This window comes from Leptospira jelokensis, from assembly GCF_004769635.1.
Lineage (GTDB): Bacteria > Spirochaetota > Leptospiria > Leptospirales > Leptospiraceae > Leptospira_A > Leptospira_A jelokensis.
The window spans coordinates 57509-74799 of sequence record NZ_RQGH01000023.1 but is presented as its reverse complement, the minus strand read 5'-3'; the positions used below and the strand labels follow the sequence as shown (position 1 = coordinate 74799).

Below are 17291 nucleotides of genomic sequence, written 5' to 3'. Positions count from 1 at the left end.
TTTGCCCATGATCTTTGAGACGAAAAAAAACATGTCAATATGAATACATATACTTTAGGTTAGCTTATGTTTTGTCCCAAGAATTCCTCTCGACGAATTCAATTCCTCTCTGGTACTTTGGTCTTCTAATTATGAGTTTACAATTGATAGAAAACGTAATCGCCATCGATGGACCGGCAGGTTCCGGAAAAAGTACCCTTGCCCGAATGATCGCAAACAAACTCGGGTACCATTATTTGGATTCAGGAGCGTTTTACCGTGCGTTGACATTTGCAGTTTGGGAAAAATTTCTCGCCACAAAAGAAGATGAGTCGAGATTCCCCTTTTTTACAGAAAAACTTGCGGATGCCACCCTTCTCGAGAAGGACGAGGCCGAATTCGGATTTTCGGTCGCAAAGATCCCCGTTCATTGTGAACTTTCTTCCCAAGGGGAGAACCTTATGTTTCTCGGTGATCGAGACATAAGCCACGAAATCCGAGACCCCGAAATCACAAAAAAAATCCGTTACATTGCACCAAGGCGTGCCTTTCGTGAGATCCTAAACCGTCATATCCGCGAATTTGCCAAAACCCACAAACTGGTGATGGACGGGCGCGATATCGGGACCGAAGTGTTTCCCAAGTCCAAATTCAAATTTTTTCTCACCGCTTCTGTGGAAGTCCGGGCGAAACGCCGATATGATGAATTAGTTGCCAAAGGCTTCAAGGCCGACCTAAACCACATCAAAGAGGAAATTGTGGCTAGGGATGAAAGTGACACCACCCGTACTGTGGCTCCCCTCAAACAAGCTTCGGACGCAATCCTGATTGACACGAGCACCCTCGACACAGAAACTGTCCTAAATACTATCCTGTCCAAGGTTTCACCCTCTGGGCAAATCTAAGTTTTGTATCCCGGTAACCATTGAATTCAACCAACCCATCCTCCCCCAAAAATGAGACCACTTCCTTCGGCGAATTATTAGAGAAGTGGGAATCGCAGTCACAAGCACAAGAACAAGAGAACTCCGCAGGAAAAGGCACCCTGATTGAAGGGACTGTAGTCGATGTCATCGGTGACACTGTTTTCCTTGATATTGGAGAAAAATTAGAAGCTCGTGTTCCTCGTGAAGACTTCTCTGAAACGCCAAAACGTGGTGAGAAAGTCAGTGCGATCATCAAAAAGCGGGTCGACGGGTATTGTGTCCTCTCCAAAAAAGAAGCGGACCAAAGAGTTGGTTGGGAAACCATCAAAGATGCGAGCCAGAACGGTTACCCACTTTCGGGTAAAATTGTAGGAGAAGTGAAAAACAAGGGTTACCTCGTAGAAAGCGAAGGCATCCAACTGTTCCTTCCTGCTTCACACGTTGGCGTTCGTTTCAAAGAATCCACAGAAGGTGGAAAAGAGTTTTCTTTCAAAATCATTGAGCTGAATGAAAAAACAAGGACCGGTGTGGTCTCTCGTAAAACCCTTCTCGACGAAATCAACGGCGAGAAATGGGAAGAACTCCTCGGTAAAGTCAAAGTAGGAGACAAGGTAACAGGAAAGGTTGTGAAAATTGCCAATTTTGGTGTTTTCCTTTCTGTTTATGAAGTGGTGGGATTGCTCCGCCAAAATGATATCTCTTATAAAAAATTTGCTCCTTTCAAACAATACTTCAACATCGGTGCAGAAGTTGAAGTCATCGTACTCGAAGTTGATAAGGAAAATAACAAACTATCCCTCGGCATCAAACAGTTGTATGAAGATCCTTGGGCTTGGGCAAAAAAAGAACTCGAAAAAGGAATGGTTGTGCGAGGGATCGTAACTTCCCTTACCAACTTTGGAGCTTTCGTAGAACTCAAAGAAGGTTTGGAAGGTCTCATCCATACAACAGAACTTTCTTGGGCAAAAAAACCACCACATCCAAAAGATGTTTTGAAAAAAGGCCAAGAAGTTGACTCTGAAATTTTAGACATTGATTTCGAAGCAAGACGTTTGTCTCTCGGACTCAAACAACTCCTTCCTAACCCTTGGGAAGCTCTTTCGGCTAACGTTCGTGCAGGAAATGTTCTCGAAGGGAAAATCACTGGGATCACCAAATACGGTGCTTTCGTGGAAGTAGAAAGTGGAATCGAAGGACTCATTCACATTTCTGATATCACTTGGGATGAAAAAGAAAAGAACCCACTAAACCTCCTTAAAAAAGGACAGTCGGTTCAGTACAAAATCCTAGATGTGAACTTAGATGCACAACGAATCAGCTGTGGGCTCAAACAACTTTCTGAGCACCCATACGAAGCACTCCGCAAAAAATACCCACCGGGTACCCTTGTGGAAGGCCGTGTGAAGTCGATTGTGAGTTTCGGTGTATTCGTAGAAGTAGAACCAGGTTACGAAGGTCTTGTTCACATTTCTGAAATCCCAGATGGTCGTAACATTAAATTAGAAGATCTTTATAAAGTTGGTGATTCCGTTCGCACAGTGGTTGTGAAAATTGAACCAAACAACAAAAAGATTTCTCTTTCGATCAAAGACTTTGATAAAGCAGTAGAAAGAGAAGAGATGGCAAAATACATGAAGGAAGACAACCAACCTTCACGTGAGTCCATCGGATCTTTTATGAATTTAAACCAAAACCGATAGGTCTATGGATAAGTTTCACAAAAAGAACATCATCGAACAAAAAAAACAAGCCGAACTCATCCAAAAGGATGAGTTCGCTGACTTTGAGGGTTCTAAAGCAGAACTTTTGTTTTTAAAGTTCACTCATTTTTTAGCTAAAAATCGTAAGTCAGTTTTTATCTCCCTTGCTTCCGCAATTGTTGTGTTAGCTTGTGTCATTGGTTTTTTTGAGTACAGACAATACCTGTTTGAAAAAGAAACGGTTACCTTAGAAGATTTAAAACTCACCCACCAAAAAGCAAACGTTAGTTTGGATGCTCAAATCCAAAGTTTGGAAGTGTTTTTACAAAACCAAAGTACCGGTCGTATGGAACTTAGGGTTTGGAAGGACCTCTCCAAATTGTATGCAGAAAAAGGTGAATTTGGAAAGGCAGCAGCTTACTTAGAAGATGCGGCAAAAAAAATCGACACACCAAAAGAAATCAAAGCTCTTTATTTTTACATCGCGGGAAATTACCGTGAACGTGAAAAAAACAACGCGAAATCGTTGGAAGATTATAAAATCGCTGCGACTGTGGTGGAGCCTGCACGTGAACTCAATGGGTTTAAGGCGTGGTCATACTACCAAGCAGGAAGATTGTCTTACCTCACTGGTGACAAACCAGGTGCAAAACAATTCCTGGAAAAAGCTGTGAAACTTGACAGCGCAGAATCTGGCGAAGAAGTCAAATTGCTTTCTAGTTACTTACTGCTAAAACTCGGGAAAAACTAATCTATGTTAACTTTGGCTCTTCCGAAAGGTAGGCTTGCCGAAGAAACTGCTCTTCTTTTGCAATCCAAAGGGTGGCTAAAAAACTTGCCATCCGAGGGTTCCAAAGAGCTGACCTATGTCTCAGAAGACAAACGCCTCCGTTTACTTTTTGTTAGATCCCAAGATGTATGCACGTACGTGGAAGAAGCTGCGGCGGATGCGGGCATTGTGGGTTGGGACATCTTAAAAGAGGGTGGTTTTGATTTAGTTGCCCCTGTGGACCTAAAACTCGGTGCCTGCAGGCTTTCCCTCGCCTCGTTTCCTGACTTTGATCTGTTTGCCAAACGATCCAAAGTGCGAGTGGCCACCAAATACCCAAACCTAACCCGTGAGTATTTTTTTTCCAAAGGCATCTCTTGTGAGATCATCAAACTTTATGGTTCCATTGAACTGGCACCCATTGTAGGACTTTCGGATTGCATTGTGGACTTAGTTTCCACTGGCGGAACCTTAAAGGCCAATGGACTCAAAGAATTTGAGTCAATTTTGTATAGTACAGCCCGTTTGGTAGCCAATCGCTCCTCTTTTTATCACAAACACGCCGAATTACGGTCTCTTATCGAGAGCCTAGAAAATTAAAATATTGTTTTCACATCGGATTTCCAAAACATAGTAAAAACCAGTTATAATTCCATAGAGGATAGCCATGGCAGTCCCAAAGAGACGTAAATCAAAATCGAAAGTTAGAACAAAAAGAGCCCATCATGCGATTGGCAAACCTAACTTAAACCCGTGTTCCAATTGTGGATCATTTGTTCTGTCCCACCGTGTTTGCCCTTATTGCGGTTTTTATAAGGGAAAACTCGTAGTCGCTCAAAAAGTTAAAAAAACAACCGAAGATAACTAACCGTTATGTGGGTCGCCGTGGACGCGATGAGCGGAGATTACGGCCCTGAAGCGATCGTCGAGGGCGCGGTTCTGGCAGTACGAGAATTCGGACTGTCCGTTTCGCTCGTTGGCGATGAACAAGAGTTACTTGATATCCTGTTAAAATTCGATTATGACACAGAGAAAATCCGTGTCGTACATTCTACCGAGATCATCGGTATGAATGATTCTCCTTCCATAGCAGTCCGCGCTATGGAGGATTCTTCCGTAGTAAAAGCAGTTCGTTTGGTAGCAGACAAAGAATGTATCGGCGTGTTTTCACCTGGAAACACTGGTGCAACTATGGCCGCTGCATTATTGCATTTAGGCCGACTACCAGGTGTTTTGCGTCCTCCAATTGCAGCTCCCATTCCAAGAGAAGTTGGACCACCTGTTATCTTGTTAGATGCCGGTGCCAATGTAGACTGCAAACCAGAATATTTGGCACAGTTTGCTGTTATGGGTGAAATTTATTCACGTGAACTCTTTGGTGTCAAAAATCCAAAGGTTGGTATTCTTTCCAATGGGGAAGAAGACAAAAAAGGGAATACAGTTTCTGTTAAAACCTTTGACCTCTTAAAAAAAATTCCATTTAACTTTGTTGGGAATGTAGAAGGCCGTGATTTGTACGGGAGTGGTCGTGATGTGGACGTTGTTGTTTGTGACGGTTTTATAGGAAACATTGTTTTAAAAGCGACGGAAGGACTTGCAAAATCTATTTTTAATGTCTTACGAAATTCCATTCGGCAATCCAGCCTTGCACAGACTGGAGCCTTATTATTAAAATCCACCTTTAATGCTGTGAAAAAAAGATTAGATTATGCTGAATATGGTGGAGCACTACTCCTAGGTGTGGAAGGGATTTGTATGATTGGACATGGGTCTTCCAATGCACTTGCTGTTAAAAATGCAGTAAGAGTGATTTCCGAATGCGCCAAACACGGAATCAACGAAAGGATTCGCGAAAGGCTTGGTGAATACAAAACCATTTTGGGAGATTCCAATTGAAGGTAGTAAGTTAATTTCGCTTAGCACTTGTTATGGTGGGTGGGATTCGGTTAACGCTACGATAGAACGGTTTTATTTTGTTTGTTTAGGATTTTGTTAAGAAAATAGTTTAGGAATTAGAAAAAAGAGGAACCAAAAATGATCAGTTTATCAGGGAAAACAGCCATCGTAACCGGTGGTGCAAGAGGAATTGGAAAGGCAACTTGTTTGAAACTTGCATCTCTTGGTGCAAACATTGTCGTAGCGGACATGAACCCAGAAGCAACCAATGCAACTGCAGAAGAACTTAAATCTAAAGGTTACAAAGCCATTGCCGTTGTTGCGAACGTATCGGTGGAAGAAGATGCACAAAAACTCATTGATTCTGCTAAAAAAGAATTTGGATCTGTTGATATCCTCGTGAATAACGCTGGTATCACTCGTGACACTCTCCTTATGAGAATGAAAAAGGAGCAGTGGGATGCAGTCATTGCTGTCAACCTAACTGGAACTTACCTCTGTACACAAGCTGCAATCAAAGTAATGATGAAACAAGAAAATGGTGGATCCATCATCAACTTATCTTCTATCTCTGGTGAAAACGGAAACATTGGACAAACAAATTACTCTGCTTCGAAAGCAGGTGTGATTGGTTTTACTAAGGCTGTGGCACTTGAGATGGCATCAAGAAAGGTTCGTTGTAATGCAATTGCTCCTGGTTTTATCGCAACTGAAATGACAGAAGCCATCCCAGAGAACATCAGACAAGGTATGGTGCAAGCGATCCCGTTAAAACGTGCTGGTCTTCCTGAAGACATCGCAAACGGTATTGCCTTCCTCGCATCTGACGCCTCTTCTTTTATCACAGGTCATATCCTTGATATCAATGGTGGTGGATTTTTGCCAGGTGGCGGTCACTAAAACCAAAATCGTTTCCTTCCACTTGGGGTTTGCATTGATCTCAAGTGGATCGTATTCCAAAAAAAATAGGCCCTACACCCACTTGATTTCTCCTCTTTTATAGAGAAATCCATGCGAACCCAACAAAAACTCTACCAAATTCTAGAAAAAGCGCAGATTGATACGAAAATCGCGGTTGAAATACAAGACTGGATCGTTGATACTATTGAAGAGAAACGTGACCAGGGCATCACCAATATGCAAGACACTAAGATCCTTCCCATGCACCAAGAGGTGAGAACTGGTTTTGATTCCATTCGTTATGAAATGAACCAAAGGTCCGAATTTTTGCGTAACGAGATGAACCAAAGATTCGAATCCTTTCAATCAAACATGGATGCTCGTTTTGAATCCATGCAATCAACGATGGATGCTCGCTTTGAATCCATGCAGTCAACCATGGATGCTCGTTTTGAATCCATGCAGTTAACTATGGATGCTCGTTTTGAATCCATGCAGTCGACCATGGATGCTCGCTTTGAGTCCATGCAATCAACGATGGATGCTCGTTTTGAATCCATTGAAAAAAGATTGGATGCCATCAATTTTACCATTCGAATTCTGGGGATTCCCATTGTTGGGGCAACCATCGGTGGTTTAGGGGTTGTGTTTTTACAGATTTATGAGCGTCTGATTCGATAATCGATCGAACGGGAAATTGAATCCATTTGGTCTAATTTTTATAATCCTAGATTTCCGATTCACTTGGATTTCGATTTTTTCGATTGGTAAGAGAATGCTCTGGGAATCTCCATTGTATAGGCAATGCCTTCAAAACTTGATGAAAAATATTGGATCTCGTTTAAAACTTCGATCACTTCTGTGAGATTTTTTTTTGGGATGAGGACTGTTGCCACTTCTCTTGCAGGCGTGAAAACACTATCTGTATTTCCTGTATGGAAAAGTCGGTTGAGTGAAATGGTGGAACTTGTCACACCTACTTTACGTAAGGCACTTGTTACAAATTCCATCATCTCTTCTTTGCAGTTAAGGATTAAATTCACACCTTCAAAATAATTCCTTTGCCTTGTGGATATTCTAAATTGGTTTGATTTTTTCCTCCAATCCATATTCCCATATAACTGATCTAAGGCGGAAATGATTTGGTCCATACTGGCAGCTTGTTTGGGACCTTCCAAACTCACTTTGGTATTAAGGAGGCCTTTTCCAACGGGGAATTCAAAAATAAAACCTCTACCGGGTAAATCCAATCGACCCACTTCAATCATAAAATCGAGTACATGTTCACTGTCTGAGGAATGGACCACAAGTTTAAGGATTTCTTTTTCTTTGGGGATCGTAATCCTTAAAAGTCCCAACCGGTCTCGAAGGCCAGTCCCTGTTCCAAAGCTAATGGTAGGAACAGCAATTCCATTTTGTAAGAGCAAACGGGCGATTGGTTCTGCGGAACCTCTCGGTAACACACAAAAAATTCCAGTAAGACCCGTAAATCCAATTGGTTTTCTTTTCTCTTTGGATGTACATGTGTAGCCAATCGGTGTTTCTCCAATGAAATCAATGGATTCCGAATAGACACTTCCATGCCCTGGGACATTGAGTTCTGCTGCATCGCGGATGAGTGCGAGTAAAAAATATTCTGACTTCTCATCACATAGGATTTCAAAAATGGAAACTGGAGTATCAATGATGGATTGGTTATGATAAAAGTCCAAAAACCATATTCCTCTTTTGGCAAGAACTGGATACCTTCCTTGTTCTAAATGGTAATACAGAATTCCGTTTTCTTTGAAAGTGGATATCACTGATTCCGTTAGGTCTCGGTGGACAATGGCAGTGATCCTAGACATTTTCTGTTTCATAAGGTTACTTTTGTTTTTGTACCGAATCGTTTAACGAAAGTTTACGAGAATTTTCGACAAGGATCCCCATGACTAAAACCGTGAGGATAGGAAACGCCGAAGCACAAGCCAAAATTCCAAATCCATCAATGGTTCCCATTTGGCTTCCGATCCCAAGTCCCATGGCAATCACAAGGGGGACGGTGATGGGGCCCGTGGTCACTCCCGCACTATCCCACGCAATTTCGATGAACTCGGGTTTACTCAATCGATTTAATAGTAATAAAAATAAATATACCGGGATTAAAATCCAAACAATTGGTATCTCCAAAATGATTTTTAAAATTCCCATCAAAGTCCCAAACCCAACTCCAATGGCAACGGATTGGATGAGAAGTGATTTTCGAAAGGTTCCAACAGTGGTTTCCTCCACAGCATTGCCAAGAGCAGATAACGCTGGTTCGGCTAAAGTGGCAGTGTACCCTAAAACAAAAGCAAAAATCAATACAATACCGTAACCAAGTAAGTTGTCTTCTTTCCCAAAGATTGGTCCATGGATGGGAGTGAATTCATAAATTTTTTTGGATTGGTCCCAATTTTCTTCTCTGTAGGGAATCTCTGTGTAGGATTTTCGTTCCTTTAGGTAAAAGAACTTCTCTTCCTTTCCATCTTCGTTAAGGGCAGTAAATACTGCTTTGGGATTAAAGTTTTGAATGTACTTCGTAGAGTCAGTGAGTTCGATGGAACGAAACGTGGAAGGGAGTTTCCATCCTACTTGGTCTCCTAATTGGTTCAGTCCAAACATGATTCCAAAATTGAAGATGGTGAGTCCAATCACCGAAAATAAAATGCCTAGCCTTACCTCTTCAGGGTAAGGTATCTTTTCTTTTAATACCAAATACAATACAACGATCAAAAAAATGGACAGAGGTAAAATGGCGCGAAGGGCAATCATAAATGCATCGAAGATATGATTGCCTATCCCTTTTGGAATCTTTTTGAGGGAATTTGGAGTGGTGGAACTTGTTTTTTGATTCGTTTCGAATTCTTTGGTTTTTCCACCTAACAAAAATTTACCTTTTGTTGAATGGATTTCTTTTTGGAAAAATTCTCCTTCTAACATTGGCTTGGGAACCTGCATTGAAAAGTAAATCCCTACCAAAAAAACTGATAGGATGGGGAATAATGAGGCAAGGGTTACCACCCCATAGGCACTACTTTGTTCATTTTTTTCTGATACTTTAGAAATTCCAATTCCTAATGCTACAACGAGTGGGACGGTCACAGGTCCCGTTGTCACTGCACCTGAATCCCAAGCAAGTCCAGATATGTATTTAAGGTTTTCATCGAAATAGGCATACAGACTTACACCTAACAATAAAAATATGGATGGGATTAAAACTTTGGACAAAGAAAATCCATACAAAAAACGTAACATCCCTAAAAGCACTGAAATCCCAACGCCTGTTGCGATGGAGAGATAAAGGGTATCCGAACCTTCGTTTAATAGATAATAGAGTAAGGGTGCTTCCCACGGTGTGACTTTACTACCACAAGCTTTTAAGATGGCAATCGCAGGTTCTGCTAATGTTGCCCCCATTCCCAGTAAGATGGAAAATGCCATGATGCTTACGATGCCTAATTTTTGTGGAAGTCTAAGTCCTAACGCTTCCCCAAGTGGCATAAGACCGAGGAATAAACCTTCCAAAAAAAAACTAAGTCCAATGATCACGGAAACAATTCCTAAAGTGATAAGGCCTGCCTCTTTGATTGGCACACGTAACACAAGGAGTTGGAAGAGAGTGAGGTAAAGGACAATCCAAATCACAGAACGAAACTGGATCCAAATTTTCTTTCGAAAGTAAGGTAAAATTAATGCCAATGCCTCACGGAATCCAATCTGAATGGACTCTTCTTTTTCATTCCTTGCCATAGAGACAAAATAAGTTGGAAAACTAAAATTGAAAAGGGAAATTCGAAAAGGATGTCCCCTGGCGTTCACCAGGAGACGAGTGTGGGTAAACTGGGAAAAGATTCAGAACTATTTGTAAGCTTTGTCTTCTTGGATGAATTTTTTTGTTGTCGTTGCCGTGAGATTAACCTCCGCAGATTTCACTCTATCAATTACACCACCGGCCGCACCAGCAGGTTTAGGATCCTGTGGATTATAATCAAATACACTAACCGAAGCCAAATCGGTTCTCCATTTGAAGTCAGTCGGAACCTTATTTAAAGCTGAGGAAGGGTGGCTTGCAACTAAGGAAGTCCATTCTACTAACGATCCATCATAATAGGTGGATGGATATCCCAAGATATTCAATGCTGCAAAACCATTGACTTGGGCTTCAAAATTGGTCCTGCATTGGCTAACAACTGTGGCACCGGAAGTATAACCTTTATTTGCGAAAATTGTTTTTAATGCAGATTTTGATTTATACCTGTAACCAATATTGAATGCTGCTTCTGCTGCCGCATCATCTGCAACTCCACCTGCATCAGTGAATCCTTCGAAGAGAGCAAGCCAAGGAAATGAAACAGCACCTTTGATATTGCCTTCAAAAGGCACGTACGTTTTTCCTGCAGTTTCTGCAATGTTTAAATCACCACTAGCTCCCCAAGCTGCAGGGGCACCTTGTGAGTCCCAACTAGTTGTGATGTATGTAGTAGTGCTACCATTGCCTGGAATCCCAGCGCTTCTCCCAGCACCAAACTGACTTGTTGGTCTCGCATCAATTAAGAACTGTTTCGTAGTGAGTCCTGGAATTTGCGCTTCTAAATTGTTTTTTGCAATTTCATAAATGTCTTCGAGTCCAGAAGTGATAATCGTATTGTCTACACGAATGCTTTTGACTGAGAAGTTACCCTTTGCCGGAAGAGTGCTTCTGGAATCACTGGTTTGAGTCGGATAAGTTAAAACAAAATTGCTCCTTAAATTTCCATTTAGGATTGCTAAGTGTTTGATATCAACGCCCCAATAGCGTAACCAGTAAACTCCTCTTGTAATGTCTTGGATTGCTCCAGCAAGACCCGCACTAGAACTAGTCACTGCTGAAGCAGGAATGATTCCGTTTCCTGTTCCAGCTGCAAAAACAATCAAATCTTTTGTGGGATTAATGCCATATGTATTCAACCAATCATCTACAAATTCTCCATTTGCTTGGTATCGAACAGAATTTTTGAAAAGACCTGAATCTCTTGTTTGGTTAAAACGAAACCCCCCTGAAGGTAAGCCTGAAGGAGTATAATCATTCAATAAATACACATATACACCTTTTTCAGGATCTGCTTTCACATACGGTTTTCTTCCCGGACTATCACCAGTTCTTCGGTTCGCCACATCCGTTTGTAAGATGATCAGGTTGCCTGTGATATGGCTTGGTTTGTTTGCCTGCCAATCGGAAACAAAACGATTGAGAGTAGACGCTGTGATGAGCCCCCAATTGTTTTGGTTGTAATCATCATTGGATTCGTTTACCAAATCACTTGCTGTATTCACCTTAATTTGGTTGGCAGCAAGGAAAAGGAGCCCTGCAAGTAATGCGTTATTGTCCTCTTTTTTATCAGCACAAGATGCGAAAAAAGAAACGAGGAGGAATGTGGAAAGAGTTTTTGACCATTTCTGAATCATGGAATTCTCCTAAAATTGAAATTCTTAAGAACGGTATCGATGATTGAGGCAAAAAGGGGAAGGTGTATTCGTTATAACGGAATATAAATCTGTTAAAATGGATCAATCGATTGGAAATCGGCGTAAGATATTGTCATTCGCTGAAAAGGAGAACAGGTTGGTTCTTTTTTACCCTTAGGTTTTGGTCTATCTAAATAGTAATGTTTGTTAGGTGATGTTAGAACGATGTCAAAGGTTTCAAGAGGAAAATAATCTATTTAGACTTGCCAAAAATTCCGACAATTTCATTTTAAAAAAACGCTAGGCGTACATATATACCTGGCGGAAAACGATTTAACACTTGCCCCACTGTTCACAGTGGCCTGGAGGATATAAAATGGCAGATTTCGAAAAAATTAAGTCAATCATCGTAGAACAACTTGGTGTTGATGAATCAGAAGTTACACCTGAAGCTCACTTCATCAATGATCTTGGTGCTGACTCTCTTGACACAGTTGAACTCGTGATGGCTCTTGAAGAAGAGTTTGGTGTGGAAATTTCTGATGAAGACGCAGAAAAAATCCAAACCGTAGGCGATGTAATTAAATTCATCGATAAACTTAAGGGGTAATTCCCAATCCAAAAACCGGGTTCCCCGAATAGAGGAACCCGGATCTTTTTCCCTTGTCTAACACCATTCGCATCAAACTTTCTCCCGAAAGAATCGCAAACCTCAAAGAACTACAATCCATTACCAATACCAATTTTAAGGATGTTTCCCTCCTCCACCTAGCTTTTGTTCATAGGTCCTTTGCCAATGAAGATTCGGATCGTTACCTTTCTGATAACGAACGATTGGAATTTTTAGGCGATTCTGTGCTTGGCATCCTAGCTGCCGAATACCTTTACAAATCACTTCCTAAAGGTAAGGAAGGGATATTAGCCAAACTGAAGAGCAAAATGGTCTCAGCGCCTGCCATTGCAAAACTTTCGCGTCTCTACAGGTTCCCTGAATTTTTACTTCTGGGAAAAGGGGAAAAAGAAAAGGGAGAAGTGAATCTCAATTTACAGGCCGATTGTTTTGAAGCCTTTCTTGGCGCCTTGTATCTTGACCAAGGTTTAAATAGCTGTCGGATCTTTTTAACACCTCATTTCCAGAAGATGGAGAAGGTGGTGGAAAATGCAGAAGAAACAAAAGATTATAAAACCATTTTACAAGAATTTTGCCAAAAGAAATGGAAAAAATTACCAGAGTATGTTCTCGTGAAAGAAGAAGGCCCTGACCACGACAAAGAATTTTTGGTTTCTGTGTCGTGTGGACAATACTTCCAAACTAGTGGTGATGGAAAAAATAAACGCAGGGCTGAACAAATGGCTGCAAAGTCGGCCCTACGTATTTTAAAATTATTATGATCGATTTTTTGTTAAAATCCAAATCCATGCGAGTCCGTGTCGCGGCTCTCATCCAAGACTCAAAAGGGAAAATTTTACTTGTCCAACAACAAAAAAAACAATCAGGATACTGGTTACTTCCAGGAGGTGGGATTGAATTTGGAGAATCAGGAGAAGAGGCGCTCAAACGTGAATTAAAAGAAGAATTGTCTCTTGAAGTCAGCCACACTGAATTTTTACTTCTCAACGAATCCATTGATCCCAATAAAAAAAGACACCTCATCCAAATTGTTTTTTTAACCAAGGTGAAAGAATTGTTACCGGTTCTAAATGCCAAAGAAAAAGCAATTTCAGGATTTGGGTATTTCACTCCCAAAGAGATCTTAGGTATGGACTTAAGACCTGATATAAAACATTACTTCCGCGCAAAAAGTACAAATAAACCTCGATATATTTCCAGCCCATGGGTGAATGAACCATGAAGTTATCAGAAAGGGAAATTGTTGGATCGGGATTTCGTTATCCCATCGAATTACATGAAGACTTTGTGGGACTTTCTGAAAAACTTAGTTCACTCAAAAAAGTATCCCATGTCTTTGTATTAACCAACCGAGAAATTGCTGGAATCTACGAAAAATACATCACAAAAGAATTAAAAAACACATCCATTCCCTTTAGTTTTATTTATCTAAAGGCAGGTGAAAAAAATAAACACATTGATCGGGTAAAAAAAGTTTACCAACAACTAATCGAAAAAGATGCAGATCGGAATGCCGTTATTGTTGCGTTTGGTGGTGGTGTTGTAGGAGATTTTGCAGGATTCATCGCGGCCACATACCAACGCGGGATTCGTTTTGTTCAAGTTCCAACAACTTTACTTGCTTCGGTTGATTCGTCTGTTGGTGGTAAGGTGGCAGTCAATGTTGATTCAGGAAAAAATATGGTTGGGGCGTTTTACCAACCAGAGTTTGTATTTGCACCCCTTTTTACTTTATCTACTTTACCAAAAAAAGAATGGAGTTGTGGGATCGCTGAAGTTGTAAAACATACGTTTTTAGATGGCGGTGCCTTTTTAGAAACTTTGTCGACACGCAAACGATCAGATTTTTTTGAAAAATCGGATACTGTGCGTTATGCGATCGAAGAATCCGTTCGGGTGAAGGCAAGGATAGTTGCGGAAGATGAAAGAGAATCGGGACTCCGGGCTGTTCTTAATTTAGGCCATACAACTGGCCATGCCATCGAGTCCCTCACTGCTTATAAAAAATATTCCCATGGAGAGGCAGTGTCAGTGGGACTCGTCACCGCATTGTTATTATCAAAATCAATTTTAGGCTTTTCAGAATCAAATTTTCAAAAAGCAATATCTTTGATGAACCAATTGGAGTTGCCGACGGTTTTGGAAGAGAAACCAGAACTTGTTTTGCAACATATGGAACATGATAAAAAGAAAGATGGAAATACCTTAAAATTTGTTTTGCTCGAAGATTTTGGAAAACCGAAATTCGGTGTTCCGGTAGATAGGAAAATGATTTTAGAAACATTGAAACTCCATAAAGGAATGAAACTCAATGGGTAGTGGAAGTATTAAAGAATTTTATCTTGATCTCAATCCGTTAACACTCCTCCGAAGTTCCAACAGGGAGTTTGCTGAGACACTTATCCTTTTTGCGTACATGGTGATCTTTGCTGTGGTATGCTACAAAATCACAATGGTGCTTGTTGAAAGGATCAAACCAGCACCAGATCCAGTCCACGAATACAATCGTCGGAAAGTGGCAAGGATGGGATTTTTACTTGTTTTTGGAATCGCCTACCTCCCTGTTATTTTTTCAAGTTTATCATTACTGCCAACAGTTCTTGGTCTTGCGGGTGCAGGTATTGTCATTTCACTCAAAGAAGTTTGGCTGAATATGGTAGGTTGGTTTATGATTATGGGTGCCAACGGATTTAAAGTAGGCGACCGGATCGAAATTGATAACATCAAAGGTGATGTTGTCAATATTGGTTTTTTTAAATTTACATTACTGGAAATTGCACCAGACCCAAGATTTGAACAATCGACAAACAGGTTAATCCATTTTCCAAATTATAATATCGTATTACATCGGTTTTTCATCGTATCTGAAACCATGGATTTTGTTTGGGATGAGTTTCGTATCTTTTTGGATCTCAAATCGAACTGGGAAAAAGCAGAAAAAATTTGTTCCCAAATATTACATGAAGAATTGGTACTTGCGCCTGAACTTGTGGAATCAAAAATCCGAGAGATGTCAAAAAACTATCTTGTCCGACTTGGAAAAACCACACCTATCGTTTATACTTCCTTAGAGCCTGAAGGAACCATATTGTTATGTTTGCGTTACCTCACACCCATTCGGTCCAAACGCCTCAACCGTATCCTCATCTCAAAAGAAATTCTAACAAAATTCAAAGAAGAAAATGACATCTACATCCACACCCACTAAAGACAATTCCATTTGGATTATATTCGGTTTATTACTCTTTGTTTTATTATCAGGGATAATTTTTGGACCTTGTAAGGGATCTGTAGAAAGACCTGAATCAGTTCCGAAACAAGCCAAGTATGATAAAAAAACAAACCACTACCAAATGACGAGTGAAGGTTTTTTTCGTGAGTGGTATGAAAATGGCAACTTAGTCACCCTGTATCCCGTTAACCAAATGGGCCAACCAGACGGCATTGGTAAAAAATTAAATTACCTAGACGGAATTACCATTATGGAAGGTAAGTTGGTAGGTGGAGAACGTGATGGGTTATGGAAATTTTATTTCTCCGATGGCAAACTTTACATCGAACAAAATTACAAAGCTGGTTACCGAAAAAAACAACTTTGGATCCTCACAGCAGAATTAGGAAATGAAAATGGTGCTTATATGCGTTACTTTCGCAATGGGCGTTTGAATGAAAAAGGTTTTTTTGATGGAGGGCTTCGCACAGGAGATTGGGTACGGTATTATCCAGATACAAAGGTTGAAGAAAAAGGAAGTTATGCGGAAGACAAAAAAATTGGTGAGTGGTTTTATTATTATCCTAACGGTGTAAAGGAAGCTTCAGAAGTTTATTCAGAATCGGGTGAATTGCTATCGCGGAATACGTATTATCCGAATGGATCTACTTGGTGTAGTGTAAAAAAGAACCAACCTCCAGTCTGCCAATAAAACTTTTCTTTTAAAATCCAAAGGGAGAAGATTCTCCCTCTTTATCTTTATCTCTTTTGTTTACGAATCAATCCAGTTAAAACTCTGATGCTTTTCCAAATAAACCTAAGTTGTTTTGGATGAGATCAATGTTGAAGAGTAACAAACTGAATAAAAATGTTACAAATAGAATGATAAGGATTGTACTAAAAATTGATAAAAATCCATTTCGTAAAAATCGATATTGCAGGTAAGCAAAACTCACTGCCAAGTTTTGCCAATTTTTGTTTTTGGATTCCCCACCCACTTTGTTGTAATTGAAGATATAAAAAACAGACAATAATGCGATCAAAAAGAAGATAAAATAACTAAATTCACTTACATAGTGTTTTTGCAGTAAAAATAATGGGATGTAAATTAAGTTTCCAATGAGAATTCCAATAAAGATGATCACAATCACATGAAAAATTGGAGCAAAGTAGGAACCTGTTTTGGTATTACTTGGAGAACGACCTTCTTCCTCTAAGGACGAAGAAAATTGTAAGGCTTGGAATCCTTCATAGAGTTCTTTGTCTTTGATAATGGTTCTGTACGCCAAAATGGTGATCACATAAGTAAACAATAAAAACGCTGAGTGGAAGTAGGACAAAATATCCTTTTGGGCCATTAAATTGAGTTGGATGAAAAGTTTTGGTAACAGAACCACAAGGGAAACAGGATACAAAACGTGGGCAATGGACTTATGAAACCATGCGCGGAATGCGAAGGTCACTGCAGCAGAGAAGGTAAGAAAAAGATAAAACAACACTAATCCTAAAAAAAGTTTTTGTCCGATGAGCACTCGTTTTACGCTATCTTTCGTATCCTCTAAGTCTGTATCAATTGGTAGTTCCTTTGATTCTAACTCTAGTAAAAATGATTCAAGGTATGCGATTTTGCCAATCAATCCAGATTCTTGGATGACCTTTGGTTTCATCATCTCGGCGTTTTGTTCTGGTGAATCAGTTGAGATGAAATCGGGAAACTGAACTGTGTATTCCACAAACAGGGAATGGAATATCACAAGTGCGATGAAGAGAGGAGAAAGGATTGGTAATTTTTGTTTGAAATTGGTCATTTTGT

Annotated in this window: 18 protein-coding genes; 14 read left to right on the top strand and 4 right to left on the bottom strand. The window is 40.3% G+C overall.

The window, feature by feature from the left end; genetic code table 11:
- Positions 1-131: 131 nt before the first annotated feature.
- From cmk to EHQ62_RS08780, 8 genes are all read left to right on the top strand, one after another.
- Complete coding sequence (cmk, locus tag EHQ62_RS08815; protein WP_135641978.1) at positions 132-884, top strand: (d)CMP kinase; 753 nt, start codon at positions 132-134, stop codon at positions 882-884.
- Positions 885-904: 20 nt separating this feature from the next.
- Positions 905-2605, top strand: a complete 1701-nt coding sequence (locus tag EHQ62_RS08810) for a 30S ribosomal protein S1 (RefSeq protein WP_135641976.1) — start codon at positions 905-907, stop codon at positions 2603-2605.
- Between the two features lie 4 nt (positions 2606-2609).
- A complete protein-coding gene (locus EHQ62_RS08805) occupies positions 2610-3356 on the top strand; it encodes a tetratricopeptide repeat protein (protein ID WP_135641974.1) in 747 nt (248 codons plus the stop codon).
- 3 nt (positions 3357-3359) lie between these two features.
- Positions 3360-3974: an ATP phosphoribosyltransferase gene (hisG, locus tag EHQ62_RS08800; protein ID WP_135641972.1), complete on the top strand. Its 615-nt coding sequence runs from the start codon at positions 3360-3362 to the stop codon at positions 3972-3974.
- 67 nt (positions 3975-4041) lie between these two features.
- On the top strand, positions 4042-4242 hold the full coding sequence (gene rpmF, locus EHQ62_RS08795; protein ID WP_015679024.1) for a 50S ribosomal protein L32: 201 nt from the start codon (positions 4042-4044) through the stop codon (positions 4240-4242).
- A 5-nt stretch (positions 4243-4247) separates the two neighbouring features.
- A complete protein-coding gene (gene plsX / locus EHQ62_RS08790) occupies positions 4248-5270 on the top strand; it encodes a phosphate acyltransferase PlsX (RefSeq protein ID WP_135641970.1) in 1023 nt (340 codons plus the stop codon).
- Between the two features lie 138 nt (positions 5271-5408).
- Positions 5409-6170, top strand: a complete 762-nt coding sequence (fabG, locus tag EHQ62_RS08785) for a 3-oxoacyl-ACP reductase FabG (protein WP_015678965.1) — start codon at positions 5409-5411, stop codon at positions 6168-6170.
- A 111-nt stretch (positions 6171-6281) separates the two neighbouring features.
- The gene (locus EHQ62_RS08780; protein ID WP_135641968.1) at positions 6282-6851 is read left to right on the top strand and encodes a hypothetical protein; all 570 of its coding nucleotides are present in this window, start codon (positions 6282-6284) and stop codon (positions 6849-6851) included.
- 59 nt (positions 6852-6910) lie between these two features.
- Here the strand turns inward: EHQ62_RS08780 and EHQ62_RS08775 are convergent, their stop codons facing one another.
- The 3 genes from EHQ62_RS08775 to EHQ62_RS08765 form a co-directional block, all read right to left on the bottom strand.
- Positions 6911-8029 carry a hypothetical protein gene (locus tag EHQ62_RS08775; RefSeq protein WP_135641967.1) on the bottom strand — a complete coding sequence of 373 codons (1119 nt, stop codon included), beginning with the start codon at positions 8027-8029 and terminating at the stop codon, positions 6911-6913.
- A gap of 4 nt (positions 8030-8033) precedes the next feature.
- On the bottom strand, positions 8034-9941 hold the full coding sequence (locus EHQ62_RS08770; RefSeq protein WP_135641965.1) for a DUF1538 domain-containing protein: 1908 nt from the start codon (positions 9939-9941) through the stop codon (positions 8034-8036).
- A gap of 108 nt (positions 9942-10049) precedes the next feature.
- A complete protein-coding gene (locus EHQ62_RS08765) occupies positions 10050-11636 on the bottom strand; it encodes a sulfurtransferase (RefSeq protein WP_135641963.1) in 1587 nt (528 codons plus the stop codon).
- 376 nt (positions 11637-12012) lie between these two features.
- On the opposite strand from EHQ62_RS08765, the gene acpP reads away from it, so the two are divergent.
- From acpP to EHQ62_RS08735, 6 genes are read left to right on the top strand one after another with little or no spacing between them, the layout of a single operon-like run.
- The gene (gene acpP / locus EHQ62_RS08760) at positions 12013-12246 is read left to right on the top strand and encodes an acyl carrier protein (RefSeq protein WP_002974954.1); all 234 of its coding nucleotides are present in this window, start codon (positions 12013-12015) and stop codon (positions 12244-12246) included.
- Between the two features lie 53 nt (positions 12247-12299).
- The gene (rnc, locus tag EHQ62_RS08755) at positions 12300-13028 is read left to right on the top strand and encodes a ribonuclease III (RefSeq protein WP_135641961.1); all 729 of its coding nucleotides are present in this window, start codon (positions 12300-12302) and stop codon (positions 13026-13028) included.
- Positions 13025-13489 carry an NUDIX domain-containing protein gene (locus EHQ62_RS08750; RefSeq protein ID WP_135641959.1) on the top strand — a complete coding sequence of 155 codons (465 nt, stop codon included), beginning with the start codon at positions 13025-13027 and terminating at the stop codon, positions 13487-13489. Before rnc ends, EHQ62_RS08750 begins: the two co-directional genes overlap by 4 nt.
- Complete coding sequence (gene aroB / locus EHQ62_RS08745; protein WP_135641957.1) at positions 13486-14586, top strand: 3-dehydroquinate synthase; 1101 nt, start codon at positions 13486-13488, stop codon at positions 14584-14586. Before EHQ62_RS08750 ends, aroB begins: the two co-directional genes overlap by 4 nt.
- Positions 14579-15475 carry a mechanosensitive ion channel family protein gene (locus EHQ62_RS08740; protein WP_135641955.1) on the top strand — a complete coding sequence of 299 codons (897 nt, stop codon included), beginning with the start codon at positions 14579-14581 and terminating at the stop codon, positions 15473-15475. Before aroB ends, EHQ62_RS08740 begins: the two co-directional genes overlap by 8 nt.
- A complete protein-coding gene (locus EHQ62_RS08735; protein ID WP_135641953.1) occupies positions 15450-16190 on the top strand; it encodes a toxin-antitoxin system YwqK family antitoxin in 741 nt (246 codons plus the stop codon). The genes EHQ62_RS08740 and EHQ62_RS08735 overlap by 26 nt, the downstream gene beginning before the upstream one ends.
- Before the next feature lie 76 nt (positions 16191-16266).
- Here EHQ62_RS08735 and EHQ62_RS08730 read toward each other — a convergent pair whose 3' ends face one another.
- Entirely contained in the window at positions 16267-17286 is a 1020-nt protein-coding gene (locus tag EHQ62_RS08730; protein ID WP_135641951.1) for an LIC_10230 family protein, read from the bottom strand.
- Between the last annotated feature and the right edge of the window lie 5 nt (positions 17287-17291).

Coding starts and splice junctions, on each gene's coding strand:
- cmk (WP_135641978.1), top strand. CDS start 132: ATGAGTTTACAATTGATAGAAAACGTAATCGCCATCGATGGACCGGCA.
- EHQ62_RS08805 (WP_135641974.1), top strand. CDS start 2,610: ATGGATAAGTTTCACAAAAAGAACATCATCGAACAAAAAAAACAAGCC.
- hisG (WP_135641972.1), top strand. CDS start 3,360: ATGTTAACTTTGGCTCTTCCGAAAGGTAGGCTTGCCGAAGAAACTGCT.
- rpmF (WP_015679024.1), top strand. CDS start 4,042: ATGGCAGTCCCAAAGAGACGTAAATCAAAATCGAAAGTTAGAACAAAA.
- plsX (WP_135641970.1), top strand. CDS start 4,248: ATGTGGGTCGCCGTGGACGCGATGAGCGGAGATTACGGCCCTGAAGCG.
- fabG (WP_015678965.1), top strand. CDS start 5,409: ATGATCAGTTTATCAGGGAAAACAGCCATCGTAACCGGTGGTGCAAGA.
- EHQ62_RS08780 (WP_135641968.1), top strand. CDS start 6,282: ATGCGAACCCAACAAAAACTCTACCAAATTCTAGAAAAAGCGCAGATT.
- EHQ62_RS08775 (WP_135641967.1), bottom strand. CDS start 8,029: ATGAAACAGAAAATGTCTAGGATCACTGCCATTGTCCACCGAGACCTA.
- EHQ62_RS08770 (WP_135641965.1), bottom strand. CDS start 9,941: ATGGCAAGGAATGAAAAAGAAGAGTCCATTCAGATTGGATTCCGTGAG.
- EHQ62_RS08765 (WP_135641963.1), bottom strand. CDS start 11,636: ATGATTCAGAAATGGTCAAAAACTCTTTCCACATTCCTCCTCGTTTCT.
- acpP (WP_002974954.1), top strand. CDS start 12,013: ATGGCAGATTTCGAAAAAATTAAGTCAATCATCGTAGAACAACTTGGT.
- EHQ62_RS08750 (WP_135641959.1), top strand. CDS start 13,025: ATGATCGATTTTTTGTTAAAATCCAAATCCATGCGAGTCCGTGTCGCG.
- aroB (WP_135641957.1), top strand. CDS start 13,486: ATGAAGTTATCAGAAAGGGAAATTGTTGGATCGGGATTTCGTTATCCC.
- EHQ62_RS08740 (WP_135641955.1), top strand. CDS start 14,579: ATGGGTAGTGGAAGTATTAAAGAATTTTATCTTGATCTCAATCCGTTA.
- EHQ62_RS08735 (WP_135641953.1), top strand. CDS start 15,450: ATGACATCTACATCCACACCCACTAAAGACAATTCCATTTGGATTATA.
- EHQ62_RS08730 (WP_135641951.1), bottom strand. CDS start 17,286: ATGACCAATTTCAAACAAAAATTACCAATCCTTTCTCCTCTCTTCATC.